Origin of the sequence: Pseudomonas sp. BIGb0176 (genome assembly GCF_024810175.1) — a bacterium.
GTDB classification, from domain to species: domain Bacteria; phylum Pseudomonadota; class Gammaproteobacteria; order Pseudomonadales; family Pseudomonadaceae; genus Aquipseudomonas; species Aquipseudomonas protegens.
Map to the genome: position 1 here is coordinate 378,464 of NZ_JANUEC010000001.1, position 25,176 is coordinate 403,639.

The 25,176-nt window shown below is 65.2% G+C and carries 27 protein-coding genes; 16 read left to right on the forward strand and 11 right to left on the reverse strand.

What is annotated here, in order from left to right; all coding sequences use genetic code 11:
- Positions 1-19 precede the first annotated feature (19 nt).
- Complete coding sequence (locus M2395_RS01570; RefSeq protein ID WP_015636234.1) at positions 20-817, forward strand: helix-turn-helix transcriptional regulator; 798 nt, start codon at positions 20-22, stop codon at positions 815-817.
- 174 nt (positions 818-991) lie between these two features.
- On the opposite strand, the gene M2395_RS01575 is transcribed toward M2395_RS01570, so the two are convergent.
- From M2395_RS01575 to M2395_RS01590, 4 genes are read right to left on the reverse strand one after another with little or no spacing between them, the layout of a single operon-like run.
- The gene (locus tag M2395_RS01575) at positions 992-1,444 is read right to left on the reverse strand and encodes a response regulator (RefSeq protein ID WP_015636233.1); all 453 of its coding nucleotides are present in this window, start codon (positions 1,442-1,444) and stop codon (positions 992-994) included.
- A complete protein-coding gene (locus M2395_RS01580; protein WP_174824011.1) occupies positions 1,441-3,768 on the reverse strand; it encodes an ATP-binding protein in 2,328 nt (775 codons plus the stop codon). Before M2395_RS01580 ends, M2395_RS01575 begins: the two co-directional genes overlap by 4 nt.
- Complete coding sequence (locus M2395_RS01585; protein WP_011062112.1) at positions 3,765-4,433, reverse strand: response regulator transcription factor; 669 nt, start codon at positions 4,431-4,433, stop codon at positions 3,765-3,767. Before M2395_RS01585 ends, M2395_RS01580 begins: the two co-directional genes overlap by 4 nt.
- The gene (locus M2395_RS01590; protein WP_015636231.1) at positions 4,430-5,590 is read right to left on the reverse strand and encodes a sensor histidine kinase; all 1,161 of its coding nucleotides are present in this window, start codon (positions 5,588-5,590) and stop codon (positions 4,430-4,432) included. The genes M2395_RS01585 and M2395_RS01590 overlap by 4 nt, the downstream gene beginning before the upstream one ends.
- Before the next feature lie 173 nt (positions 5,591-5,763).
- Between M2395_RS01590 and M2395_RS01595 the strand changes: the two genes are divergently transcribed.
- Positions 5,764-6,285 carry an SgcJ/EcaC family oxidoreductase gene (locus M2395_RS01595; RefSeq protein ID WP_011062110.1) on the forward strand — a complete coding sequence of 174 codons (522 nt, stop codon included), beginning with the start codon at positions 5,764-5,766 and terminating at the stop codon, positions 6,283-6,285.
- A 46-nt stretch (positions 6,286-6,331) separates the two neighbouring features.
- Here M2395_RS01595 and M2395_RS01600 read toward each other — a convergent pair whose 3' ends face one another.
- Entirely contained in the window at positions 6,332-7,333 is a 1,002-nt protein-coding gene (locus M2395_RS01600) for an AraC family transcriptional regulator (protein WP_011062109.1), read from the reverse strand.
- 246 nt (positions 7,334-7,579) lie between these two features.
- On the opposite strand from M2395_RS01600, the gene M2395_RS01605 reads away from it, so the two are divergent.
- A complete protein-coding gene (locus M2395_RS01605) occupies positions 7,580-8,353 on the forward strand; it encodes an EAL domain-containing protein (protein WP_011062108.1) in 774 nt (257 codons plus the stop codon).
- A gap of 27 nt (positions 8,354-8,380) precedes the next feature.
- Here M2395_RS01605 and M2395_RS01610 read toward each other — a convergent pair whose 3' ends face one another.
- On the reverse strand, positions 8,381-8,770 hold the full coding sequence (locus M2395_RS01610; protein ID WP_053152618.1) for a YceK/YidQ family lipoprotein: 390 nt from the start codon (positions 8,768-8,770) through the stop codon (positions 8,381-8,383).
- A 63-nt stretch (positions 8,771-8,833) separates the two neighbouring features.
- The gene (locus M2395_RS01615) at positions 8,834-9,133 is read right to left on the reverse strand and encodes a YceK/YidQ family lipoprotein (RefSeq protein ID WP_019094130.1); all 300 of its coding nucleotides are present in this window, start codon (positions 9,131-9,133) and stop codon (positions 8,834-8,836) included.
- A gap of 92 nt (positions 9,134-9,225) precedes the next feature.
- Here M2395_RS01615 and M2395_RS01620 point away from each other — a divergent pair, with 92 nt between their 5' ends.
- A complete protein-coding gene (locus M2395_RS01620) occupies positions 9,226-9,537 on the forward strand; it encodes a hypothetical protein (RefSeq protein ID WP_015636227.1) in 312 nt (103 codons plus the stop codon).
- Here M2395_RS01620 and M2395_RS01625 read toward each other — a convergent pair whose 3' ends face one another.
- The gene (locus tag M2395_RS01625; protein WP_123430499.1) at positions 9,538-10,074 is read right to left on the reverse strand and encodes a DinB family protein; all 537 of its coding nucleotides are present in this window, start codon (positions 10,072-10,074) and stop codon (positions 9,538-9,540) included.
- 239 nt (positions 10,075-10,313) lie between these two features.
- Here M2395_RS01625 and M2395_RS01630 point away from each other — a divergent pair, with 239 nt between their 5' ends.
- The 9 genes from M2395_RS01630 (at position 10,314) to ykgO (ending at position 20,506) form a co-directional block, all read left to right on the forward strand.
- Entirely contained in the window at positions 10,314-11,588 is a 1,275-nt protein-coding gene (locus tag M2395_RS01630) for a cystathionine gamma-synthase family protein (RefSeq protein WP_123430500.1), read from the forward strand.
- 153 nt (positions 11,589-11,741) lie between these two features.
- The gene (locus M2395_RS01635) at positions 11,742-13,178 is read left to right on the forward strand and encodes an amino acid permease (RefSeq protein WP_011062102.1); all 1,437 of its coding nucleotides are present in this window, start codon (positions 11,742-11,744) and stop codon (positions 13,176-13,178) included.
- 41 nt (positions 13,179-13,219) lie between these two features.
- Complete coding sequence (locus M2395_RS01640; protein WP_011062101.1) at positions 13,220-14,110, forward strand: LysR substrate-binding domain-containing protein; 891 nt, start codon at positions 13,220-13,222, stop codon at positions 14,108-14,110.
- Between the two features lie 16 nt (positions 14,111-14,126).
- Complete coding sequence (gene thrC / locus M2395_RS01645; protein ID WP_011062100.1) at positions 14,127-15,503, forward strand: threonine synthase; 1,377 nt, start codon at positions 14,127-14,129, stop codon at positions 15,501-15,503.
- Between the two features lie 22 nt (positions 15,504-15,525).
- On the forward strand, positions 15,526-15,963 hold the full coding sequence (locus M2395_RS01650; protein ID WP_011062099.1) for an Lrp/AsnC family transcriptional regulator: 438 nt from the start codon (positions 15,526-15,528) through the stop codon (positions 15,961-15,963).
- A gap of 375 nt (positions 15,964-16,338) precedes the next feature.
- Complete coding sequence (locus M2395_RS01655; RefSeq protein WP_041752396.1) at positions 16,339-17,382, forward strand: homoserine dehydrogenase; 1,044 nt, start codon at positions 16,339-16,341, stop codon at positions 17,380-17,382.
- A gap of 10 nt (positions 17,383-17,392) precedes the next feature.
- Positions 17,393-18,799, forward strand: coding sequence for an aldehyde dehydrogenase family protein (locus tag M2395_RS01660; RefSeq protein WP_015636221.1), 1,407 nt, complete (start codon positions 17,393-17,395; stop codon positions 18,797-18,799).
- A gap of 156 nt (positions 18,800-18,955) precedes the next feature.
- Positions 18,956-20,170, forward strand: coding sequence for a YgcG family protein (locus M2395_RS01665; RefSeq protein WP_123430501.1), 1,215 nt, complete (start codon positions 18,956-18,958; stop codon positions 20,168-20,170).
- A gap of 186 nt (positions 20,171-20,356) precedes the next feature.
- Positions 20,357-20,506: a type B 50S ribosomal protein L36 gene (gene ykgO, locus M2395_RS01670; RefSeq protein ID WP_011062095.1), complete on the forward strand. Its 150-nt coding sequence runs from the start codon at positions 20,357-20,359 to the stop codon at positions 20,504-20,506.
- An 80-nt stretch (positions 20,507-20,586) separates the two neighbouring features.
- Here ykgO and M2395_RS01675 read toward each other — a convergent pair whose 3' ends face one another.
- Positions 20,587-20,781, reverse strand: coding sequence for a hypothetical protein (locus M2395_RS01675; protein WP_011062094.1), 195 nt, complete (start codon positions 20,779-20,781; stop codon positions 20,587-20,589).
- 223 nt (positions 20,782-21,004) lie between these two features.
- Here M2395_RS01675 and M2395_RS01680 point away from each other — a divergent pair, with 223 nt between their 5' ends.
- Positions 21,005-21,889, forward strand: a complete 885-nt coding sequence (locus M2395_RS01680; RefSeq protein ID WP_015636218.1) for a LysR substrate-binding domain-containing protein — start codon at positions 21,005-21,007, stop codon at positions 21,887-21,889.
- 186 nt (positions 21,890-22,075) lie between these two features.
- Complete coding sequence (locus M2395_RS01685) at positions 22,076-22,912, forward strand: bifunctional allantoicase/(S)-ureidoglycine aminohydrolase (protein WP_011062092.1); 837 nt, start codon at positions 22,076-22,078, stop codon at positions 22,910-22,912.
- Between the two features lie 115 nt (positions 22,913-23,027).
- On the opposite strand, the gene pseH is transcribed toward M2395_RS01685, so the two are convergent.
- Entirely contained in the window at positions 23,028-23,585 is a 558-nt protein-coding gene (gene pseH / locus M2395_RS01690; RefSeq protein ID WP_123430502.1) for a UDP-4-amino-4,6-dideoxy-N-acetyl-beta-L-altrosamine N-acetyltransferase, read from the reverse strand.
- Between the two features lie 198 nt (positions 23,586-23,783).
- Complete coding sequence (locus tag M2395_RS01695) at positions 23,784-23,984, reverse strand: hypothetical protein (RefSeq protein ID WP_019094218.1); 201 nt, start codon at positions 23,982-23,984, stop codon at positions 23,784-23,786.
- 532 nt (positions 23,985-24,516) lie between these two features.
- Between M2395_RS01695 and M2395_RS01700 the strand changes: the two genes are divergently transcribed.
- Complete coding sequence (locus M2395_RS01700) at positions 24,517-25,173, forward strand: HD domain-containing protein (protein ID WP_011062090.1); 657 nt, start codon at positions 24,517-24,519, stop codon at positions 25,171-25,173.
- Positions 25,174-25,176 lie beyond the last annotated feature (3 nt).

The window sequence follows — 25,176 nt, forward strand, 5'->3', positions numbered from 1 at the left end:
AACGCCAAGGAGCCAGTTAATGCCGCCTAAAGGACATGAAAAGATCGTCCGGCGCAGTATTCCCGGTTTGCCCAGCCTGCCGCGGCCGGTGTACGGGCGCACCGAATCCTTGCCCAATCGCGCCTTGACCCGGCGCCACAGCCACCCGTGGGTGCAATTGTCCTACGCCATTGCCGGGGTGCTGGAGATCCAGACCAGCGGCGGGCGCTTTATCGCCCCGCCGCAACGGGCGGTGTGGATTCCCGCCGGGGTGCCGCACCGGGTGTTCAGCTCGCCGCGCACCGAGATGCGCAGCCTGTACCTCGATTGCAGCGTTACCACCTGGGCGGCGCCGGACAGCTGCCAGGTGCTGGCGGTCAGCAGCCTGCTGCGGGAGTTGATCCGCGCCTTCAGTGAATTGCCGGTGGAATATGTCGAGGACAGCGCCGACGGGCGCCTGGCCCAGGTGCTGCTGGACCAGTTGGCCGCCGCGCCGCAGTTGGACCTGATGCTGCCGCTGCCCCACGACGTGCGCCTGCGGGCGATCTACCGCAGCCTGCAGGCGCACCCGGAGCAGGCCACGACGCTGGGCCAGTGGAGCCAGAAGCTCGGGGTGACGGAGAAGACCCTCAGCCGCCTGTTCCTCAAGGACACCGGGCTGACCTTCCGTGCCTGGCGCCAGCGCCTGCGCCTGCTGGGCGCCCTGACTCCCCTGGAGCAGGGCGAGCGGGTCACCGATGTGGCGCTGGCCTGTGGTTATGACTCGACCTCGGCATTTATCGCCGCCTTTCGCCAGCAGTTCGACGCCACCCCGGGGGAGTTCTTCCGCGACCTCTGACACCCCGAGCTTCCTGTAGCCGCTGCCGCAGGCTGCGATGGGCTGCGCAGCAGACCCGAACTGGGTTCCTGGCACACCGTGGCGCCCGTCCGGCGGTCGCTGCGCGACCGTTCGCAGCCTGCGGCAGCGGCTACAGGGGGCGGTGGTGGGGCCAGGTGCGATAGGTGCGGCGGGTCAGGTTCTTGGTGGGCGCAGCAGTTCGATCCGCTCCGGCGGCACCAGGGTGCGCAGGGTCTTGTACAGGGCCCGGGTCTCCAGCAGGTTCCAGATCCGCAGCAGGGTTTCCAGGGCATCCAGGGGTTTGCTGATGAAGTCCCGGGCGCCCAGGGCCAGCGCCCGCAGGCGGGTGTCGCGGGTGGCGTCGGCGGTGAGTACCAGGATCGGCAGGTAGTCGTTGGCCGGGATCCGTCGGTTGAGCTGTTCCAGTACCGCAAAGCCATCGAACTCGGGCATGTGCAGGTCGAGGATCACCAGGTCCGGCTCGAAGCTGTTGAACAGCTCCAGGCTGCGCAGCGGCTGGGTGCTGCTGAGGACGTTGTGCAGCCCTTCGCGGGCCAGCAGCTGTTCCATCAGGTCGAGGTTGGGGCGCTGGTCATCGATGATGAGGATGCGCAGATCGGCAGTCATGGGAGCTCCGGGAGACAGGCATCGAGGTGGGCGAAGAACACCGGGATGTGGATGGGCTTGGTCAGGATCGCCGTGGCCCCGGCGTCGAGCAGGGCGCGCCGGGTCGGTTCGCTGGCGTCGGCGGTGATCATCAGGATCGGGGTGTCGGCCGTGGCGCTGGAGGCCCGCAGGCGTTGCAGCACCTCCAGGCCGGGCAGGTCCGGCAGGCTGACGTCCAGCAGGATCATCTGCGGCGCGTGCTGGCGGGCCAGGTCCAGGCCCATCTGGCCTTGCATGCTCGACAGCAGCTGGATGCCCGGGCGCCGTTGCAGCAGGGTTTCGATCAGCGCCAGGCTTTGCAGGTTGTCTTCGATGCACAGCACCTTGCCCTGGTAGCGGCTTGCGGGCAGTGGCGCCGGCACGTTCAGCGCCGGGGCGTTGCAGGGCGCCACGGCGGCTGCAGCGGCCAGGCGCACGAAGGGCAGCTCCAGGGTGAAGCAACTGCCGCTGCCCGGGGTGCTCTGTACGCCCAGGCTGCCGTCCATCATTTCCAGCAGGCTCCTGCTCAGGGCCAGTCCCAGGCCGGTGCCTTCGACCCTGGGGTCGGCGTCCAGGCGTTCGAAGGGCTTGAACAGGCGCTCCAGGCGCTCGGCGGTGATGCCGGCGCCGGTGTCGAGCACGCTCAGGCGCAGGCGCGATGCCTCGATCGCCACGTCGATGCTGACCCGGCCACCCGCGCGGTTGTACTTGATGGCGTTGGACAGCAGGTTGAGCAGCACCTGGATCAGGCGCTGGCGGTCGGCGATCACGCCGCTGTCCGCCGCCAGTTCCGGTAGCGGCGCCAGGGTGATGCCGGCGTCCGCGGCCATGGGTGACACCAGGGTCAGGGCTTCGTGCAGCACCGCCGCCAGGGCCATGGGCTCGACGTTCAGCGGCAGGCGCCCGGCCTCGATACGGGCAATGTCCAGCACCTCGTTGATCAGCCCCAGCAGGTGCTGCCCGGCCCGCAGGATATGCCCGACCTGGGGCCGCTGGCCGGCACTGGAATCCATGTCCAGCAGTTGGGCGAAGCCGAGGATGGCGTTCAGCGGCGTGCGCAGTTCGTGGCTCATGCGCGAGAGGAATTCGCTCTTGGCGCGGCTGGCGCTTTCCGCTTCCTCGCGGGCGGTGCCCAGGGCGATTTCCGCGGCACGGCGATCGGTGATGTCCCGGGTGATCTTGGAAAAGCCGCGCAGGGCGCCGCTGGCGTCGTACTGCGCGGTGATCACCACGCTGGCCCAGAAGCGGCTGCCGTCCTTGCGACAGCGCCAGGCCTCTTCCATGTAGTGGCCGTGGGCGGTGGCCTCGCGCAGGGCCATGTCCGGGTGCTGGGGGCACTCTTCGGGCAGGTAGAACAGGGAAAAATGCCGGCCGATGATTTCCTGCTCGCTGTAGCCCTTGATCCGTTCCGCGCCGACGTTCCAGGTGGTAACCCGGCCTGCGGTGTCCAGGGCGAAGATCCCGTAGTCCTTGACCCCGTCGATGATCAGCCGCAGGCGTTCCTCGTTGTCGCGCAGGGCCCGTTCGCGCTCGGCCAGCAGTTGCCCGGCCTCCACCAGGCGCGTGCCCAGCTGGCCGATTTCATCCTGTTCCGGCGCTTGCGGGCGCAGCGGCTGGCCCAGGGCCAGGCGCTGGGCATTGCCCTGTACCTGCTGCACCCGGGTGACGATGCCCCGGGACAGCAACAGCACCGCGACGATGGCGCCGAACAGCCCGCAGCCGGCGGCCAGCAAGGTGGCGAACAGCAGGCGCATGCGGGTTGCCGCGGCGGCTGCGCTACGTTCGGCCAGCAGCGCATCCTCGCGCACGCGCATGGCGCTGATCTGCTCGCGCAGCACGTCCAGTACCTGCTTGTTGTCGATCAGGATCGCGGTCACCGTGGCGGCGTCGTCGCGGCTGCCGTTGCGCAGGGCCACCAGGCCGTCGAGCTTGGTGCGGATCAGCGGGGTGATGGTCTGCAGGTAGTCGCGCATGCGCGGATCCTGGACATTCTGGTCCAGGCGTTGCAGCGCGGCCTCGATCTGCGGCCGGGCCTGGAGGTAGGCGGGCAAAAAGTCCTCGCGCCGGGTCAGCAGGTAGCCACGCACGCTGGCGGCGGCCTCGGCCAGGAGGGTGTGCACCGCCTGGATATCGCCCTGCACCAGCAGCACCCGGCGCACGTCCTCCTCGGCGCGGGCGGTCTGGCGCTCGGTGCTGTAGATCAGCACCAGCGACAGCAGCAGGATCACCAGCGGCAGGGAGATCACCACCAGCGCCTTGCCCCGCAGCGGCAGGTCGGCCCAGCGCCGGGCGCTGAGCAGGTTCACGGCCACTGCCCGGCAGGTTGCGCCACCAGCCCCAGGGCCATGCCGCGCACCGCGGCCTGGGTGCGGTCGGCGGCGCCGAGCTTGCCGATCACCCGTTCCACGTGGGCCTTGGCGGTGCCGGTGGTGATGCCCAGCTTTTCACCGATCTCGCGGTTGCTGAAGCCGCCGGCCACCAGCCCCAGCACCTGGCGCTCGCGGGCAGTCAGGGCCTGAGCCTGGGGCGCCTGGCCGTTGCCGCGCTCGCTCATGCGCCGCAGCAGGCGGGCGCTGACCGCACTGTTGAGCGCCTCTTCGCCGCGGGCCACGCGCTGCAGGGCGTCGAGCACCTCTTCGCGGCTGGCGTCCTTGAGCAGGTAGCCCACGGCGCCGGCGGCCATGGCGGCTTCCAGGTGATCGGGGCTGTCGTCCATGGTGAAGATCACCACCTTGACCTCGGGCTGGCGCTGTTGCAGCAGGCGCGCGGCCCCCAGGCCGTTGAGCAGGGGCATGCGGATATCGAGGATGGCCAGGTCCGGGCGCAGTTGCTCGCACAGGGCCAGGGCTTGCTCGCCATCCCTGGCTTGCCCCACCACCTCGAACTCCGGGTTGCCCGCCAGCAGGGCGATGAAGCCGGTGCGGGTGACTTCATGATCGTCCGCCAGGACCAGGCGTATCACCGCTGTCATACCGCGTGCTCCAGGGAGGGGACGGGGACGCGGGCGAGAATCCGCGTGCCGCTGCCGGGCCGGCTGTGGCAGGTGAAACGCCCGCCCAGCAAATGGGCGCGTTCCTGCATGGCCACCTGGCCCAACTGTTCGATGCCCTGGCCGGATGCCGGCTGGAAACCTGCGCCGTCGTCGCTGATGCCGAGCACCGCCTGGCCTGCTTCCAGGGCCAGGTTCAGGCTGACGCTGTGGGCCCGGGCATGCTTGAGGATGTTGTTGATGGCTTCCTGGGCGATGCGGAACAGGGCGATTTCCAGGGCCGCCGGCAGGCGCTCCGGGTAGCGCTGCTGCCAGTGCACCGCCAGCCCGGCGTCGCGCAGGCGGTCGGCCTCGCGGTCGATGGCCCGCAACAGGCCGAAGTCGTCCAGCACATGGGGGCGCAGGCCGCCGATCAGTTGCCGGCCTTCGCCGACGCAGCCCTGGGCCAGTTGCAGGATGGTCTGCAGTTCATCGTGCAGGTGCTCCGGCAGCGGCGGGCAGCGCCCGGCGAAACCCTGCAGGCGCTGGTGCAACCCGGCCAGGGTTTGCGCCAGGCCGTCGTGCAGGTCGTAGGCGACGCGCTTGCGCTCATCCTCCTGGGCGCTGAACAGGCGCTGCACCAGCTCCGACATACTGCGCTCCCGGGCTTGCAGGTCCTGCAGCAGGCGCTGGTTTTCCAGGTGCGTGGCCAACAGCGTGGCCAGCAGTTGCAGGGATTCCAGGTCTTCGCTGTCCGGCGCGCTGATGGGCACACTGTTGGCCAGCAGCAGGGCGCCGAAGGGCTGGCCGTCGGCGCGGTGCAGCAGTACGCGCAGCACCCCGGTTTGCGCAAGCGGGCGCTCCAGCCACTGGGCCTGCCCGGCCACGGCGCGCAGGGCTTGCAGGCATTCGCCGTGGCCCTGTTCGGCGCTGGCGTGGGCCACGCCGTCGCTGCTCCATTCCAGCAACAGCCCCTGGTCCATGGCGACAAAGGCGCAGGCCCGCTGCACCACCCGCTGGCGCATCTGTCCGGGGGGCAGTTGCAGCAGCTCCTGGCCGGTGTCCACCAGCAGCCGCAGGCGCGCGGCGCGGCTTTGCGACTGCCGGTACTGGCTGCGCAGGGCCAGGGCGCTGGCGGGATCGAGGGGCGGGCTGGGCATCGGGAAACTCCAGGGTGGGGGCGGTGCAGTGGCTCGGGGCAGGGTATTAGACCCCCGTGCCCGGTATCGCGCCTATCTGCCAAATGGCATAGGCCGCAGGCTCCAGTTGGCCGATGGCAGGGGCGACGGCCCGGGGCACAGTGGGGCTCATTGAAACCCACTGGAGTCCGTGAATGAAACTGAAAAGCACCGCCCTGGCCCTGTTCTTCGTGCTGAGCACGCCACTGGCTCAGGCCCTGGAAGCCACCCCTTACGTGTACCGCACCGTGGCCGAGCAGCCGCAGAACCTGCAGGACCGGGAAATCGCCGGTCTCTTCGACCGCTGGAACAGCGCCCTGCAGACCGGCAACCCGCAAGCCGTGGTCAGCCTCTATGCGGCCAATGCAGTGCTGCAACCCACGGTCTCCAACCAGGTGCGCAGCACCCACGCGCAGATTCAGGACTACTTCGAGCACTTCATGGCCTCGCGGCCGGTGGGCCAGATCAACTACCGGGAGATTCGTCACCTTGGCCCGGATGCGGCCATGGACAGCGGCGTCTACACCTTCACCCTGACTGCCGCCGACGGCAAGAAACAGCAGGTCCAGGCCCGTTACACCTTTCTCTACGAGCGCCTGGGCGGGCAGTGGAAAATCCTCAACCACCACTCTTCGGCCATGCCGCAAGTGCAGCCGCAGTTGCAAGCCAGCCACTGATCCAGGCTCCTGTCGCCTTGCGCTGAGCCTTTGCTCGGCGTTGCTGTCACTGCTCGCGGTAGCGCCCCGGGGTCATGCCGAACCAGCGCAGGCAGGCCTTGTGAAAGCTGCTCTGGTCGCGAAAGCCCAACAGGGCGCCGATGTACTTGACGCTGCGCATGGAGTTGCGCAGAAAACTGTGAGCCAGCATCAGCCGCGCCTCGTCCTGCAGCGCCGAGAAGTGCACGTCTTCATGGCCCAGGCTGCGTTGCAGGCTGCGGGTGCTGACCCCCACTGCCTGGGCGATATGCGGCAGGTCGCTGGGCGCGCCCTGGGCCAGGGATTCGGACAGGGCGCGGCGCACCCGTGCAGTCATCGAGCCGCTGAGCAGCACATTGAGGCGGTTGCGGGCGTATTCCATGTGCAGCACATCCAGCGCCGGGTCGGCGGTGGGCAGGGCGATGGCGCAGTCCTGGCTGCTGAAGGTCAGGCTGTTGTGGGGCGCGCAGAACTGCAGGTTGTCGCCCATCAGCCGGCGCAGCATGCGCGTGTCCGCAGGCTCGGGGTAGGTGAAGGCCGCCACCAGCGGCCGCGGCTTGTGCTGGGGCAGCAGCCAGTGCAGCAGGCCCAGGGTCTGGGCGGCGCCGGCGTCGATCACCGCCCGGGGGATCAGCGAAGGCTCGGCGGTGACGTCGAAGCCGATCAGTTGTAACGCGTCGGGCTTGCGTTCCAGGCACATGCAGAAGCCGTTGCTGGTCAGCGCCTGGTAATCCACCAGGCGCTGCAGCGCTGCCCCCAGGGTCGCGCAAGACATCACCGCATAGCCCAGGGCCTCCAGGTTGGCCGGGTGGGCCTTGCTGTAGGCCAGCAGCCCGAGGTCCGGGTTGCCGGTGCGGCGGGTGGCTTCGCGCATTACTTGATAGACCAGTTCCAGCCTCACGCCCTTGGGATTTTCCTCAACGTCCTGGATGCTGCTGCCGAAGGTTCTGAGCAGGGCGTCGACATTCGCGCCGCCTTCTCTCATGACATCGGCAAGCACCCGAAAGCTGGCGCTGGTCATTCTGTGCATAGGTCTTCCTGGACTAGTGGCTAAATGATATCGATGAGGCCTTTTGCATGATTGCAATAAACAAAAGGCCACAGACGAATAAGCACCGGCCCAGGTTTCCGAGGACAAGCGAAAGGTATCCGGGAACACTTCCGGGTGGCCCGGGCAGGGTCGATCATGGTTGGGCAGGGACCCTTGGGCGAGTGCGGCGGCGGGCTCGTCGTGCCACGTTCGAGGGTGCGTCGTTGGCTTGCCTATGGATCTGTCATGCAAAGCATCAAAGACTTTTATCGTGAATTGGCCGAGGGCCATTTGATGCTGGCATTCCAGCCGGTGGTGTGGCTGCCCGACAGCAGCCGGGTGCTCTACCACGAAGGGTTGCTGCGCCATGTCGATGCCCAGGGCGGGGATGTCTACCCCCTGGCGCTGCTGGAAAAGCACCAGGTGATGCGCGAGCTGGACCGCAGTGTGGTGCTCTGTGTGATCGACAGCCTGCAACGGGACGAACGCCTGCGCCTGGGGTGCAATATCTCGGCCCAGAGCGCGATCATCGATTCATTCTGGTACCCCATTGTCCAGCAGTTGCGGGACTTTCCCGGCGTGGCCGCGCGGCTGGTCATCGAGATCACCGAAAGCGCCACGCCACCGAGCATCGAGGCGGCCAGCGAGTTTGTCCTGTGCCTGCGCGAACTGGGCTGCCGGGTGGCCATCGACGATTTCGGCGCGGGCCTGGGCACCCTGGAGTTCATCCGCCAGACCCGGCCGGACATCGTCAAGATCGACAAGGGCTACATCCAGCGCGCCCGCAGCGAACTCAACAGCGCCCAGACCCTCAGCCACCTGGTGCAACTGTGCAAGACCCTGGCGCCCTGCGTGATCATCGAAGGGGTGGAGACTGCCACCGACCAGGGCCTGGCCACGGCCTGTGGTGGCGAGTGGGGGCAGGGCTACCTGTTCGGCCGCCCCCAGGTGGATCGCCTGGGGCGACGTTGCCGCCTGGCGCAGCGGGTGCCCCAGCTGTGCACGCCGGATCAGGCGTAGCCCGGGTGCATGCCCGCCTGAAGGGATTCAATCAGCCTGCGGGGTGATGGGCGGGGTGTGGGCCGTCGGGTCTTGCACCTCGGCACTGATGGGCAATGCCTGCAGGTCTTGCTCGGGAATCTCCTTCATATCCACGCGCATGTTGCGCTTGGGCCGCTCCGGCTGGAGCGCGTCGTAGGGCAGCAGCACGGTGTCGAGCGCCGCGTCCAGGGGCAGGCTGGCGATCATCAGGATCGGGCACACCACCATCACCCAGCAGCCGCCGGTGATCATGCGTGCGTAGCCCATGTCGTAGCCGGTGAGCACTTGGGCGTTGGTCTTGACGCTGCGGTAGTAACGGTCGTCGCGAAAGTCCAGGGCATTGCCGCGAGTCATGTAGGTGCCGCAGCCGGACAGCAGCAGGGTGTTGAGCAGCAACAGGTAATTGATGATTCGGATGATCGCTCTTCCATTCAGGCCATTGGCAGGGGGGGGCGCGGCTCAGGGCTTCATCGCGTCATAGGGCAGCAGCGCGGTGTCGGCCACGGCGTCCACCGGCAGGCTGACGATGGCCACCACCGGGCAGACAATGCTCATCCAGCAGAACAGCGTGACGTAGCCGTCGTAGCCGCTGGCTCCGCGCATGGTCAGCAGTTCGATATTGGCCTGGGTGCCTTTGTAGTAGTCGTAGCTGGTATGGGAATTGGGGGTGCGGGCGATCAGGGTGCCGCAGCCCACCAGGGACAGCAGGGACACAACGAACAGAGCATTGAGGGCTTTGATGGCGCCATTCCTTAGCAAGCGGGTTTTTCCGCGCGCATGGTCGCAGAAGCCCGATGCAGACGCTAGATTGGGCGCTGAATAAATACTGGGCGCAGTGCCGGGAGGGTTCGATGGAGGGAGAGCGCAGCGTCGCACGGCTGTTCGCCGAGGAACCGCTGTCCTGGGGGCTGCGGGGGGACCCCTATTTGTGGCGAGCCATGGCCACGCATCTGGCCCACACGCCCTGGCCGGCCACGGCGCAGCAGTTGGAAGCCCTGATCGTCCAGGCCTTCGAGCAACTGACCGGCAGGGCCTGGAGCTCGGCAGGGCACTTCTTCGTCGAGGCCTTTGCCCATGGCGGCATGTCCAGCGGCGGGATTTCCATGGGCTTCTGGCACGAGCGCGGCCTGCCCCTGTTGTGCGCCCGTTGGGCTCGAGCCTGATCAGATATCGCTGGGTATCAGCATAAGCAGGTCGGTATCGCCGATATCCACCCCGGCCTGGGTCAGCAGGGTGCTGGCCTGGCCGCGGTGGTGGGTCTGGTGGTTGAAGAAATGCACCAGCAGGCTATAGAAATCGCGCTCGGCGACCACGCCCCGGGTGTTGGCGTAATGCAGGCTGCTGTCCAGGTCTGCGTCGCTCAGGGACTGGCTGAAATCGAGGATCAACTGGTCCAGCCACTGACGCTGCTGCCAGAGCCCGCCCAGGTTTGGGAACAGCAGGGTCTTGAGGTCCTGTGGCAGGGCCACCTGCTGCAGCGGCGCCAGGGCCGCAAACCGCGCCGGGTGCTGGGCAAAGCGCTTGAGCCAGATGGTGTCGCCGGCCAGCAAATGATTGAGGGTGCCGAGGATCGAGCCGAAAAAGGCCTGCCGGTCCAGAGCCAGTTGCGCATCGGACAGGCCCATGGCGGCGCTGTACAGCTTGCTGTTCATCCACTGGTTGTAGCGAGCCATCAGGCCCAGGTGCTCGGTGCGGTTCATTGCGGTTCCTGTCGGGGTTTGCGGGCTGGCGCGCAGCAGCTTCGCAAGCCCCGGTGCCGCAATGCAAGAGGCGTCACAAAAGCCTCGTGCGCAGGCCGTTTGCAGGGCTGTGCAGCCATTAAAAAAACCGCCCCTTTGGCCCCGATAACATCGTTTCTCGGGGCTTGGGCTTTTCTCTATATTGGCCACCAGATCCAGCGCGGCAACAGGCCGCGCACCCTTTATGGTGAGCCGTTGCAATGAATAAAAAACCTGAACGCACAGGGCTGGAAAACCCCGGAACCGCTACCCGGGTGGTCTGGGGCGGAGAGCAAGTCCGTCATCCCTACAACGCCACGCAACCCCCGATTGTCGCCAGCGCCGCCTATGGCTACGACGACATCGACCAGTGGTACGACGTGGCCCTGGGCAAGGCCCCGGGCTTTATCTACAGCCGCATGAGCAACCCCACGGTGCAAACCCTGGAAGCCAAGCTGCAGGACCTGGAAAACGCCGAATCGGCGGTGGCCTTCAGCAGCGGCATGGCAGCCATCAGCGGCGTACTCTACAGCTTCCTGAGCCACGGCCAGCGGGTGGTGTCGACCAAGGACAGCTACGGTGGTACCAACAAGATCTTCGAGGAATTCCTGCCGCGCATGGGCGTGGCCGTGACCCTCTGCGAAACCTTCGACCAGCAGCAGATCGAGGCCGAGATCGCCAAGGGCTGCGACCTGCTGTACCTGGAGACGCCGACCAACCCGACCCTGAAGATCGTCGATATCCAGCGTCTGGTCGCCGCGGCGAAACAGGTCGGCGCCCTGGTGGTGGCGGACAACACCTTCGCTACGCCGCTGAACCAGAACCCCCTGGCGCTGGGCGTGGATGTGGTGATCCACAGCGCTACCAAGTTCCTCAGCGGTCACGGCGATGTGCTGGGTGGCGTGGCCTGCGGCAGCGAAGCGCTGATGAGCCAGGTGCGTCACTACCGGGAAATCAACGGTGCCAGCCTCGATCCGTTCTCGGCCTACCTGATCATTCGCGGGATCAAGACCCTGGCGCTGCGCATGCGCCAGCAACAGCACAGCGCCGCGCAGCTGGCGCAGTTCCTGCTCAACGAGCCGTTGGTGGAAGCCGTGAACTACCCGGGCCTGCCCAACCACCCGAACCACGCCGTGGCCTGTGCGCAGATGCGCGGTTTCGGCGCCATCGTCAGCTTTGTCCTGGTGGGTGGCATGGACAGCGTCAAGCAGCTGTTGCCACGCCTGCGCTATGCCCACTGCGCCGGCAACCTGGGGGCGGTGGAAACCATCTACGGCCCGGCGCGCACTACCAGCCATGTGGAGAACACCCTGGAAGAGCGCCAGGCCCTGGGCATTTCCGAAGGCCTGGTGCGGATTTCGGTGGGCATCGAAGACACCGATGACCTGCTGGCCGACCTGCAGCAGGCCTTCGCCTGGCTGCGCCAATCCCTCAAGCAGAATGCGGCGCCTGGCGCCATCCCATCCCTGGACCCGCGGGCCGAGGTCGCCCACTGAAAAGAGCGCGCAACACCCCCACAGCAAGGTAGCCAGTGGGGGCTTCATGAAGAGGAATAACAATAAAAACCTGGTGGCATCCGATTTGTTTTCTGCCCATTTCCACAGTCGCAGAAATTGAGACTTGCCCTGACAACTTTCATGAGAACCATCATGTCCCTACAAGAACAACAGACCGACTTGCGCGGCGGCTTCAAGCAAGAAATGCAGACCCGGCACATTGTCATGCTCGCCCTGGGCGGGGTGATAGGCACCGGGCTGTTCCTCACGTCCGGCTACACGGTGAACCAGGCCGGCCCGCTGGGCGCGGTGATCGCCTACATCATCGGCGCGCTGATGGTGTACCTGGTGATGATGTGCCTCGGCGAGCTGGCGGTGCAGATGCCCGAGACCGGCTCCTTCAGCACCTACGCCACGCGCTTTCTCGGCCCCGGTACCGGCTACACCGTGGCCTGGCTGTACTGGCTGACCTGGACCGTGGCCATCGGCTCGGAATTCACCGCCGCCGGGATCCTCATGGCCCGCTGGTTCCCCGAGACCCCGGTGTGGATCTGGAGCGCGTTGTTCGCCATGGTGGTGTTCTTGTCCAACGTGGTGTCGGTGCGGCTGTTCGCCGAGACCGAGTTCTGGCTGTCGCTGGTCAAGGTGATCACCGTGCTGGCATTCCTGGTGGTGGGCGGCGGGGCGATTCTCGGTCTTCTGCACATCGACCAGGCCCACAGCATCGGCCTGAGCAACTTCACCCGTGAGGGGCTATTCCCCACCGGCTTCATGCCGATCGCCATGACCCTACTGGCGGTGGCCTTCGCTTTCTCCGGCACCGAACTGATCGGCATCGCCGCTGGCGAAACCCGTGACCCGCAACGCAATGTGCCACGGGCGATCCGCACCACGGTGCTGCGCCTGGCGATCTTCTTCGTCGGCACCATCTTCGTCCTCGCCACCCTGTTGCCCCGGGAGCAGGCCGGCCTGGTGGAAAGCCCGTTCGTCACGGTGTTCACCTACATCGGCATTCCGTACTCGGCCGACATCATGAACTTCGTGATCATCAGCGCGTTGCTGTCCGCCGCCAACTCCGGGCTGTACGCCGCCTCGCGGATGCTCTGGACCCTGAGCGACCAGGGCCACCTGCCCAAGCAGTTCTCGGCCCTGACCCGCATGGGCACGCCGCTCAACGCGATCATCGTGAGCATGGCCGGTGGCGCCGCCTCGCTGCTCAGCAGCGTGTTCGCCCCGGACACCATCTACCTGGCCCTGGTGTCGATTTCCGGGCTGGCGGTGGTGGTGGTGTGGATGAGCATCGCCGCCAGCCAGATCGCCTTTCGCCGGCACTTCGTGGCCAACGGCGGTGACGTGCGCGACTTGAAATTCCGTGTTCGTGGCTACCCCTGGGTGCCGTTGGGGGCGCTGTTGTGCTGCGCCCTGGCCTGTGTCGGCATCGGTTTCGACCCCGAGCAGCGCGTGGCCCTGTACTTCGGCCTGCCCTTCATCGCCTGGTGCTACCTGGTGTATTACATTACCCGCAGTAGCCGCCAGCGGCGCCTGTCCCTGGCAGCCCTGGCTCGGCCCTCCGATGCCCTGCAGGGTTGACGGGTGCGCCCGGCGCCCAGGGTGTCCATGAGAGCCAGGCCATGAAGCAGAAAAGCTTGCCCCCGCTGAACTGGCTGCGCGCCTTCGAGGTGTCCGCCCGTTGCCTTAACTTCACCCACGCCGCCGAGGAACTGTTCCTCACCCAGGGCGCGGTCAGCCAACAGATCCGCCAGCTGGAAAGCCACCTCGGGGTGGCGCTGTTCAAGCGCCTGCCCCGCGGCCTGGACCTGACCGAGGAGGGCCGCTCCTACCTGCCGGTGGTGCAGGACGCGATCACCCGGTTGGCGGTGGGCACCAACGAAATTTTCGGCCAGCACAAGCGCCGGCCGATCAAGGTGCGCGGCAGCCTGGCGTTTTTCGTCCACTGGCTGGCGCCCAAGCTGGCGGATTTTCAGCACAGGCACCCGCTGGTGGATATCCGCTACATCAGCAATATCTGGGTCAAGGAGCTGGACGGCGAAGACGACCTGGAAATTCGTTGGGGCCACGGCCACTGGCCGGGGCTGGTGGCCCAGCGCCTGACTTGGGACACGCTGTTCCCGGTGTGCGCCCCGGCCTTGCTGGACAAGGCGCCGCTAGAGGTGCCGGCGGACCTGGCCCGGCACCCGCTGCTGCATGTGCTGGGCTACGAAGAGGGCTGGGGCTACTGGCTGCAGCGGGCCGGCGCCGAGCAAGTGGATTCGTCCCGGGGGATGCAGTTCGACACCCTGATTTCCACCTTGCGCATGGCCGAACTGGGCCTGGGCGTGGCCCTGGCCCGTTCCTCCATGGTCGACCAGATGCTCGCCGACGGGCGCTTGCTGGAGCCTTTCAGTCAGCGCATCGAGGCCAGCGAATCCTTTTACCTGGTGCGTGGCGCCGGGGCCGATCCACACCCCGATGCGCTGGAATTTTCCACCTGGCTGGTGGAGCAGGCCCATCGCCATAAATGACTGGCCGGAGCCAAACATGCGTTATGTGAGTACCCGCAGTACCGCCGAGCAGGTGGATTTCGAAAGCGTGGTGTTATCCGGCGTGGCCGCCGATGGCGGGCTGTACGTGCCTGCCGAGCTGCCACGCTTCAGCCCCCAGGAAATCGCCAATTGGTCGACCCTGGATTACCCCGAACTGGCCTTCCGGGTGCTCAGCCCCTTTGTGGGCGACTGCCTGCCCGAGGCGGACTTCAAGGCCTTGCTCAGCCGCGCCTACAGCGGCTTTGGCCACCGCGCGGTGGCGCCCCTGCGACAGATCGACCGCAATGAATGGGTGCTGGAACTGTTCCATGGGCCCACAGGCTCGGCCAAGGATTTTGCCGCGCGGTTGCAGGCGCAACTGGTGGGCTATTTCCTCCAGCGCCGGCAGCGCCACGGGGTGCTGGTGGGGGCCAGCAACGGCGATACCGCGCTGGCGGCCATCGACGCCTTCAAGGACTGCCCGCAGACCCAGGTGCTGGTGTTCTATCCGCAGCACGGCGTGCCCGAGCAGCAAGGGCAGCAGTTGCAGGCGGCACACAACCCCGGGCTGTGGCGCTTTGCCGTGCAGGGCAGCTTCGACGACTGCCAGACCCTGGTGGCCCGCCTGCTGCGCCAATGGCCCCTGGCCGAGCGCGAGGTGATCGGCTTCAACTCCAGCAATTGGGTCGGGGTCATGGCCCAGCTGGTGCTGTATTTCCATGCCGTGCTGCAACTGGGGGGCGGCCAGCGGCCCATCGGTTTCAGCGTGCCGGCGGCCAGCTTCGCCGAGGTCTATGCCGGCTATATCGTGCAGAAGATGGGCCTGCCCATCACCCAGATGATTGTCGCCACCAACCGCAACGACGCCCTGCACCAGCTGTTCCTGAAGAACCGCTATTGTCGCGCCGAGGCCAGCCAGAGCCTGTCGCCGGCCATGGACCTGTCGCTGTTCGCCAACCTGGAGCGCTTTGTCTGGGAGCTCTATGGCCAGGACCCGCATGCGGTGGCGGGCCTGATGCAGCGCTTTGAAGGCAGTGGCGAGATGACCCTGGGCAACGAGTTCTGGCTGCAGGCGCGGATGATCATCGACTCCTACTCGGTGAGCGATGAAGAGACCGGCAAGGAGATCAGCAGCCTCTATCGGGACACCGGCTACATCATCGACCCCCATGCTGCCATCGGTGTCCTGGCGGCGCGCCTGTACCGCCGCAGCCTGGTGGCGCCCATGGTCACCCTGGGGGAGATCGCGCCGGCCAAGTCGGCTCGGTTGCTGGGCTCGCTGGGTATTCCCGGGCTGGCACCGCAGCCACTCGCGGCGCCTTCCACGGCGCAGTGGCAGGCACTGGCGGCGGATGATTTTGCCGCCGTACTGCACTGCCTGAAGGCACTGTGATGGGCACCGCGAAGGAGGCTTCATGAAGCGGATCCTGGATCCACTGGACGAATGCATCATCGCCGAGCTGACCCGCAATGCCCGGGCGGCTCATGCCGAGCTGGCGGCCAAGGTCAACCTGTCGCGCAACGCGGTGCGCCAGCGCATCGAACGCCTGGAGCGCGACGGAGCGATCCAGGGCTACACCATTCGCCTGGGCGAAGGGCGTGGGGCGGATACCCGGATCAACGCGCTGATCTTCGTCTACCGCTACGACCGCATGCGCGGGGCCGATGTATTGCAGGCGCTGCGCGCGATGCCGGAGATCATCCAGTGCGAAGTGCTCAGCGGCGAGTTCGATGTGCTGGTGCGGGTCAGCGCAGCCAGCGTAGAGCGGGTGCACCGGGTGTGGAATGACATCGCCGCCTTGCCCGGGGTGGAAAACACCGTGACGTCCTTTGTCTTGTCCTCTGTGGCCTGAGCGCAGAGCCGGATCTTCTGGCCTTCTGTAGCCGCTGCCGAGCCTTTGGCGAGGCTGCGAAAAGGGCCGAAGGACCTTCCTGCGCGGTCAATCAGCATGTTGCGATGAATGGAACCCTGTGTGGTGTCCTGTTGGACCGCACCGCCAGGGTTAGCGTCTCCTGCGGAGCCGGGTGCAGCCTTCGGCAGCGGCTACAGGGGCAGTCTTGGTTGCGGGTTTTGCGTAGCCAGCGCCTGTGAGCGCAGCCTTCGGCAGTGGTCACCGGCGCTGGGCAAAATGCTCAGCAAATACAGCAAAACGGCATATTTCACTGCCCGGTCCCGACCCCTAACCTTGTGTCCATCAGCTTCTCAACCCGGATGGAACACAACAAAAATGACTGAATACAACATCGCCCTGGTGGGCTTCGGCGGGGTCAACCGGGCCCTGGCGCAACTGATTGCCGAGCGCAATCAGACGTGGAAAAAACAACTGGGTTTCAGCTTGAAGATCGTTGGCATCAGCGATCTGTTCCTGGGCTCCATCGTCGCTCCCCAGGGGCTGGATGCCGGTCTGCTGAGCAAGCTGCCGGCAACCAAGGGCGCCTTGGCGCAACTGCCGGGCGGCCAGGTGGAGGCGCTCAACGAACAGGTGATCAAGGACTCCGGCGCCGACATCATTGCCGAGGCCACTTTCACCAACCCGGTGGACGGCGAGCCAGCGAGTACCTTCTGCCGTTGGGCCCTGGAGCAGGGCAAGCACGTGGTGACCACCAACAAGGGCCCCATTGCCCTGCACAGCGCCGAGCTCAAGGCCCTGGCCCAGCGCAATCTGGCGGCCTTCGAATACGAAGGCGCGGTGATGAGCGGCACCCCGGTGATCCGCATGGCCAAGCAGTCCCTGGCCGGCAGTGGGCTACTGGGGTTCGAGGGCATTCTCAATGGCACCTCCAACTTTGTGCTGACCCGCATGGAGGCCGGCCTGGGCTTTGCCGAAGCGGTGGCCGAGGCCCAGGCCCTGGGGTATGCCGAGGCCGATCCGAGCGCGGATGTCGAAGGCTTTGACGTGCGTTTGAAGGTGGTGATCCTGGCCAACGAATTGCTCGACGCGCAGTTGACCGTCAGTGATGTCAGTTGCCGGGGTATCTCCGGCCTGACGGCCAAGGACCTGGAGCAGGCCCGTGCCGAGGGCGCGCGCTGGAAGCTGATCGGTTCGGCCCAACGCCTGGCCGATGGCTCGCTGCAAGCCAGTGTCGAGCCGCGCCTGTTGCCCCTGGCCCATCCGCTGGCGGGCATTGGCGGGGCGATCAACGCGGTGTCGTTCAACACCGAACTGCTGGGCGCGGTGACGGTGTCCGGGCCGGGCGCTGGGCGCATCGAGACCGCCTTTGCCTTGCTCTCGGACATCATTCACATCCACCAGTCGCGCTTGGCCCGCTAGGAGCATGCCCATGAACCTGTCACGTCTGGCGCTGGCCGCCGATTCGATTGATGTCTGCAGCCCCTTCGATGGTCGGCTGATCGGGACAGTGCCACGCCTTGAGGCCTGTGCCGTGCCCTACCTGTTGCAGCAAGCCCGCCAGGGTGTCAGCGACTGCGCGGCGCTGCCGCGCTATCAGCGGGCACGGATTCTGGAGCGGGCGGCCCTGAACATCGAGCGCGACGCCGAACATTTCGCCCGGTTGATCGTCGATGAAGCGGGCAAGACCCTGAAACAGGCGCAGAAAGAGGTCAAGCGCTGCATCAACACCCTCAAGCTGTCGGCCGAAGAGGCCAAGCGCAATGCCGGCGAGGTGCTGCCGTTTGATGCCTATGAAGGTTCGGAAAACCGCCAGGGCTGGTTTTCGCGCGAGCCCTTGGGGCTGATCCTGGCGATCACGCCTTACAACGATCCGTTGAACCTGGTGGCGCACAAGCTGGGCCCGGCCATCGCCGGGGGCAACGGGGTGATTCTCAAGCCCTCGGAGCTGGCGCCGCTGTCGGCGATCAAGCTGGTGGACTACTTGCGCGATGCCGGCCTGCCGACCTCGGTGGTGACCCTGGCCACTGGTGGTGCGGACCTGGGCAAAGCCCTGGTGGAAGCCCGTGAGGTGCGCATGGTGTCGTTCACCGGCGGCTTCGTCACCGGTGAGCAGATCGCCCGCAGCGCCGGGTTGAAAAAGCTGGTCATGGACCTGGGAGGCAATGCGCCGGTGATCGTGATGACCGACTGCGACCTGGCGGCGACGGTGGAAAGCTGCGTGTCCGGGGCCTTCTGGGCGGCGGGGCAGAACTGCATCGGCACCCAGCGCCTGCTGGTCCAGGCCTCGATCTATGAGGCGTTTCGAGAGGCTTTTGTGCGCCTGGCTCGGGAGCAGGTCAGTGGCGACCCGCTGGCCAGCAGCACGGACATCGGGCCGATGATCAGCCTGCAGGCGGCGCAGAACGCGCAGAAGGTCGTGGATGAAGCGCTGCAACAGGGCGCGCGTTTGCTCTGTGGGCATCAGCGCCGGGGTTCCTGTTACGCCGCCACGGTGCTGGAGAATGTCGACCACGGCAGTCGCCTGTGGCAGGACGAGGTCTTTGCGCCAGTGGTGGTCTTGCAACCGTTCGACGATCTGGATCAGGCCATCGCTTTGGCCAATCAGCCCGAATACAGCCTGCATGCAGGGATCTTCACCAATGACCTGCGTATCGCTATGGACGCTGCGCGGCGGATCGAGGCGGGTGGGGTGATGATCAACGACTCTTCCGATTACCGTTTCGATGCCATGCCCTTTGGCGGCTTCAAGTACGGCAGCCTGGGCCGAGAAGGGGTGCGTTTCGCCTATGAGGAAATGACCCAGCCCAAGGTGGTGTGCCTCAACCGCCTGGGCTGAGGCTGATTGCAGCAACACGACAGGTCGCCGGGCACCGGGCAGGTTTGGTCACCTGCCCGGTGTTTTTTTGCTGGCGGTGAGGTGCGGTGAATCGGTCGCGGTACGGGCAGTGGTAAAGTTCGCCGCTTCAGGATGAACGATTCGGGAAGCGGGCCGATGATCAAGGTGTGGTTGCAACAAGGGCGTGGCCTGTGGCTGGCGCTGTTTCTCGGGCTGCTGTCGCCGGCCCTGGTGCACGCCGAAGAGGCGCCGCCGGGGCTGGTGAAGGTGCCCCTGGACCGGCGGGTGATCGACCTGACCGCGACCCTGGATAGCGCCACCCAGGAGCGGATGGTGCACAAGCTGGAGGCGCTGGAGCAGCGCCGCGGCGCGCAGATCGCGGTGATGCTGCTGCCCAACCTGGGCCAGCAGAGCATCGAGGCCCTGAGCAACCAGTTGTTTCGCGCCTGGAAGCTGGGGCGCAAGGGGGTAGACGACGGCATCCTGCTGCTGGTGGCGAAGAACGACCACAAGGTGCGGATCGAGGTCGGTTATGGCCTGGAACCGGTGGTCACCGACCTGCTGGCCGGGCAGATCATCGCCCAGGACCTGACCCCGGCCTTTCGTCAGGGCGACTTTGCCGGCGGTATCGACCGTGCCCTGGATGACTTGATCCTGCTGGTGGACGGGGGCTCGTTGCCCGAGCCTGCGGGGCAGGCGGTGCCGCTCGAAGCCTATGCCTTGCTGCTGGCGTTCGTTTTCGGCTCGGTGGCGGGGGTGATGCTGGCCGCCGGCTGGAACTGGCGCCGGGTGCTGGGGGGCGCAGTGGTGCTGATGGCGGTGCTGGTGGGAGCCGTGGGCGGCCATGAGTGGCTGGCGCAGTTGTTCCTGGTGCCGCTGTGCATGTTGATCGGCGGTGCGACCTTCGCCGGGCTGTGGCAGGCGCGGCGGGTGTTCTACGGGGTGCTGGGGCTGCTGCTGTACATCGGCCTGCTGACCCTGGTCAGCCAGTATCTGGGCCGTTTGACTTTCCTCTACGGCCTGGCCTGGCCGGCGGGGGTGCTGCTGGTGCTGGGCGGCCATTGGCTGCTGTACTGGATGATGCGCAACAGCTGGCGCAAGAGCCCCCGGGGCTTTTTATGGCGCTTTGCCGTGTTGCTGACGCTGGTTCTACTGATGGGCCTGGGTGTGGATGCCTGGCAGGCGGCTCAGCGTTGGCTGAGGGTCGTGCCGTTCGCCTATTTCCTGAGTTTCATACTGTTTGCCGGCGGCAGTGGCTTTCGCTGGAGCAGTGGCGGTGGCAGCAGCAGTGGCGGCCGCTCAAGCTCGGGTGGCGGTTTCTCCGGGGGCGGCGGTTCCAGTGGCGGCGGCGGGGCGTCGGGCAGTTGGTGAGGCTGGGCGCGGTAATGATCACGCAGCCGTCCTGCTCTCCCAACCCTGCGGGACCGGGCAACGGGCCGATGGCGGCGCAGAGAATCGTTGAGCGGTCAGGGTGGCGGAAATTGATGGTTGATAATAATTCTCATTGGTGAATATGATATGTTATTACATTAATTCCAGTCCCAAGGAAGCGTTGCCATGAAAGTCCTGTCGTCCCTCAAAGAAGCCAAGAATCGTCACCGCGACTGCCAGATCGTCAAGCGTCGCGGTCGCATCTATGTGATCTGCAAATCCAATCCGCGCTTCAAGGCTCGCCAGGGCGGGGCGAAGAACCGGAACAAGGGGTGAGTGCGGGGGCGGTCGGGAGTGACAAGGCGCTGCTGGAGCGAGCCACTCCCGACAGCACCCAGGCATGGGGGGCAGGTTTTTCAGTCGTGCAGCAGGGTCGAGCCGTACTCGTTGAAGCTGTTGCCCAATGCGCTGTTGCCGTTGAGATTCAGATTGCTCACGCCACCGCCAAGCCGGCACTTGTCCGAATAGCAGGGGTGGGTGGTCGCGCTGGAGCAGGCGCCCAGTAGAAGGGTGGCGCCGATCAGCAACACCTTGAGGCAGTTCAACTTCATTTTCAGCATCTCCAGAGCAGGGTCAGGGATAGAGCGAACCGGAGCCTCATCCTACGCCGTTACATGTCGATACACATTGCCAATCAGGCGGGCCCGGAAAAAATATCTGCCGTGCATTCAGGATGCCGCCTTGGCACGGGGCTGCTCAGCGCCGCGGGGGCAATTGTGTCCTCGGGCCAGACCCGGTAGAAAGGCGCAACGCATTCAGAAAACAGATACCAGCATGAGCGACATTGAGAAACCCAATAGCCGCCTGTTCGACCTCGACTTGCTGCGGGCCATTGTCACGGTGGCCGACTGCGGCAGTTTCACCACGGCCGCCACCCGCCTGCATTCCACCCAATCCACCATCAGCCAGAAGATTCGCCGCCTGGAGGAGATGGTCGGGCAGCGCCTGCTTGAGCGCGGCAATCGCGATGTGTTGCCTACCGATGCCGGCGAGACCCTGCTGGGATATGCCCGGCGCCTGCTGGCACTGAACGATGAAATGTTCGAGGCGCTGTCCGGGGCCACGGTGGTGCTGACGGTGCGTATCGGCGTGCCGGACGACTTCGCTGCCGGCCGCACCACCGAGCAACTGGCTGCGTTCAACCGGCGCTATCCCCAGGTCAAGCTGGAGGTCACCAGCGGCATGAGTCGCGACCTCAACGCCAGTTATGACCGTGGCGAACTGGACCTGGTGGTGCTCAAGCAACTGCGCAACAGCCGCGAGGCACTGGCCTGCTGGCCGGAGAAGACCCGATGGGTGGATAGCGCGAAAAACCCCTGCATCGATCTCGACCCGCTGCCTATCGTTACCTTCCCGCCGCGCGGGGTGTACCGCGATGCCATGATCAATGCCCTGGAGGCGGTGGGCCGGCGCTGGCATATCAGCTTCACCAGCTCCAGCCTCAGCGGCCTGCAGTCGGCCATTGCCGATGGCATGGGCATAGGCCTGCTGCCATTGCGTGCGGTCACGGCTGGCCACCAGGTCCTGTCCAAAGGCACCGGGCTGCCCTCGGTGGACGTGTTCGAGGTGGCGTTGCTGCACCGCCCGGCGGCAGATCCAATGGTCAAGGAGCTGGCGCGAGTCTTGTCGCGGGTGCTGGCCCAGGACACTCAGGGCTGAAGTCGCGCGGCATTCGATAAATGAATATGGCGGATTCCAGTATTTAATTTGTGCATGTGCGTAACGCTGGATATCGTGGTGGCCAGCAGCGGTCCGCGCCGCTTCCCTGGCGCGTCGCCCCGCAGGTTTGTTCACCCTGGCGGCGTTGCCGCGCGGGGCAGCAAAACAACAATGAGGAGAGTCTCCATGTCCAAAACTACCTATTACGCGCCTCACGGCGGGCACCCGGCACAGACCGAACTGCTCACCGATCGCGCAATGTTTACCGAAGCCTACGCCGTGATCCCCAAGGGCGTGATGCGCGACATCGTCACCAGCCACCTGCCGCACTGGGACAACATGCGCATGTGGGTCATCGCTCGTCCGCTGTCGGGTTTCGCTGAAACCTTTTCCCAGTACATCGTTGAAGTCGGCGCCAATGGCGGTAGCGACAAGCCCGAGCAGGACCCCAACGCCGAAGCGGTACTGTTCGTCGTCGAAGGCGAGGTCAACCTGACCCTGCAAGGCCAGGTGCACGTCCTCAAGCCCGGCGGCTATGCCTTTATCCCACCGGCTGCCGACTGGAAGCTGCGCAACACCAGCGGCACCGAGGCGCGTTTCCACTGGATCCGCAAGCACTACCAGAAAGTCGATGGCGTGCCATACCCGGACGCTTTCGTCACCAACGAGCAGGACATCGAGCCGCGGGTCATGCCCGATACCGAAGGCCGCTGGAGCACCACGCGTTTTGTCGACATGAGCGACATGCGCCATGACATGCACGTCAACATCGTCAACTTCGAGCCGGGCGGCGTGATTCCGTTCGCCGAGACCCATGTCATGGAGCACGGCCTGTACGTCCTGGAAGGCAAGGCGGTGTATCGCCTGAACCAGGATTGGGTCGAGGTCGAGGCCGGTGACTTCATGTGGCTGCGCGCCTTCTGCCCACAGGCCTGCTACTCCGGCGGCCCGGGTCGTTTCCGCTACCTGCTGTACAAGGATGTGAACCGCCAGATGCGCCTGACCCTCAACGCAGCGCATTGATCCGACGGCAGTGCAGGGGCCGTTCTGGCCTCCCCACTGCTGAACGGCGAGTGACAGGAACCGGCGATCATTCGCCGGTTTTCTTTTGTCTGAGGGGCAGGGTTGCTGCCTATGCCTAGGACTCTCGCTGACCGAGCCGCGCGATCAAACTTTCAAGGGCCGGACGCTTGTCCTGCCACTCCTGGCGAGTAATGCCTAGCAGCACTACGTCGATTCGCTCGCCGTCTTTCAGAATGTTCTGGCGCCGCAGGCCTTCCTGTACGAAGCCAAATTTCAGGTGCAGCCTGATCACCGCTGTGTTGCTTGCGAGCACCTCGCAGTTGAGTTTGTCCAGAGCGGCTTGATTGAAGGCATAGTCGAGCAACCAGAACTCCATGAGACTGCCCAGGCCTTTGCCTTGAAGCTCGGCGTCCAGGTAGAACGCCCAGTCGGCAGTTTTCTGCAGGGCATTGATGGCATTCAGGGACACGACCCCCAAGGCTTGCCCGGCATCGACCGCGACAAACACCTCCTGACGCCGGTTACCTTGAAGGCCGCTCAGCCAGTTTGCATGTTCCTGTTCGCTGATTTCATGGGAGGTGTACATGTACTTGCGCACCTCCTGCTGGTTGCGCAGCGCGCGCACTTGAGCTTGAACGGTGGGGCTGCTAGCAAGCAAAGGAATGAGCTGCATGGGAGGGTCCTGGATTGGAGGCGAGCCTGAGGTGCGATCTTCAGGCGCGAAGATTCTTTCAGACTAGAGATTATTCGGCCAGCAAGCTTGCTGCAGGTGTCGGGAGGTGCTGGAGGTTCGTGGGATCGGCCTGGGCGGCCAGTGCCGGTTTATATGAGGGCTGGGTGTAATCAGGGAGGGCGCGCTGTAGCGCTGCCCTCACATCTCGATGGTTGGAATGGTGGTCTTGCCGCAGCTTATAAGTTGCCCTGCGGTTACCTGGAGCCCATTGCTGGGCTTGATGCTGTAGCCGATAAGAACGCCTGCCATTACCAAGGCCATGTATAGAGCCGTTTTTCTCAAGATCATGCCGGTGCCCACTGAATGATTGATCGGAAAGCGTGCAGCACTGATTGCCATTCCGGAAAAAGGTTCCTGCTACAGGTGAGCAACGGATACAGCGTGTGGCATTGGCCAGGGTTGTCGATTGGCTCGTCTTATCGGTAAAGTCCCAGCGCGTCGTCAGCGTGCTTGTCAGTCGTCCTTATCCACCTGCGGACACAGTCCATGGTTCATGCCTGCTACGTCAGTGCGAGCCTGGGAGTTGCATCGCCTCGCACCGCGCTACTTGACAACGCGAGTCAGTAAAGCCGGCTCGATCAGGGGGACACCGTCACCGCCGACGATGACAGGGCTCTCATCAAGCGGCTAGCAGAGCAGGGCGGTTTCCCAGCGATGCAGCCTGCGCCGAAGGCTGGATCTACCATGAGGTGGTTCGCCAACCTCTCGACAAAATCATCCGCCCTGCTCACATCAGCTTCACCAATGAATGCCGGGATGCTTATTGGCTCAAGTACTTCTCTGCTTAGCCGCCGATTCTCTATAGCGCCGAGATATCTGCTCGAGTCGTTTCGCCGACGCTGCAGGATCAGTACTTCCATGGAGCCACGAAATGCTTGAAGAACCGTTTTTTCCTTACCAGAGCCTGGCGTCCGACTTGCTCGCTTTCCTGCCTGAGGACAGCACGGACGGCTCTCACGATCTTTCTCATATTCATCGGGTCTGGATGAATGTTCGGCGCCTGCAGGACAAGGAAGGTGGGGACCTGGAGGCGTTGCTTGCCGCAACCCTCTTGCACGATTGCGTGGCCGTCGAGAAAAACTCGCCATTGCGGTCGCAGGCATCCACTCTTTCGGCCAATAAAGCAGCGTCTATTCTGCAGCGCATGGGCTGGCCTGCCCCGCGTATTGAGCTTGTTGCCCACGCGGTCCAGGCTCATAGCTTCTCCGCGGGCGTCGAACCCCTCACCCTGGAAGCCAGGATCCTTCAGGACAGCGACCGCCTGGACGCCATCGGCATGATCGGAGTCGCCCGTTGTTTCTACATCGCTGGGCGAATGGGCTCCGCGCTGTACGACATCACAAACCCCACCGCCATCGGCAGGCCCTATCAAGACAAGCGTTTTACCATTGAGCACTTCCACACCAAGCTACTCTCCCTTGCCTCCGGATTTCAGACGGTCGAAGGGGCGCGGTTGGCGGCAGTCAGGCATGCGCGCCTGAAGGATTTCCTGGACGGATTCATGGAGGAGATCGGAGCTCCCGATTAATCG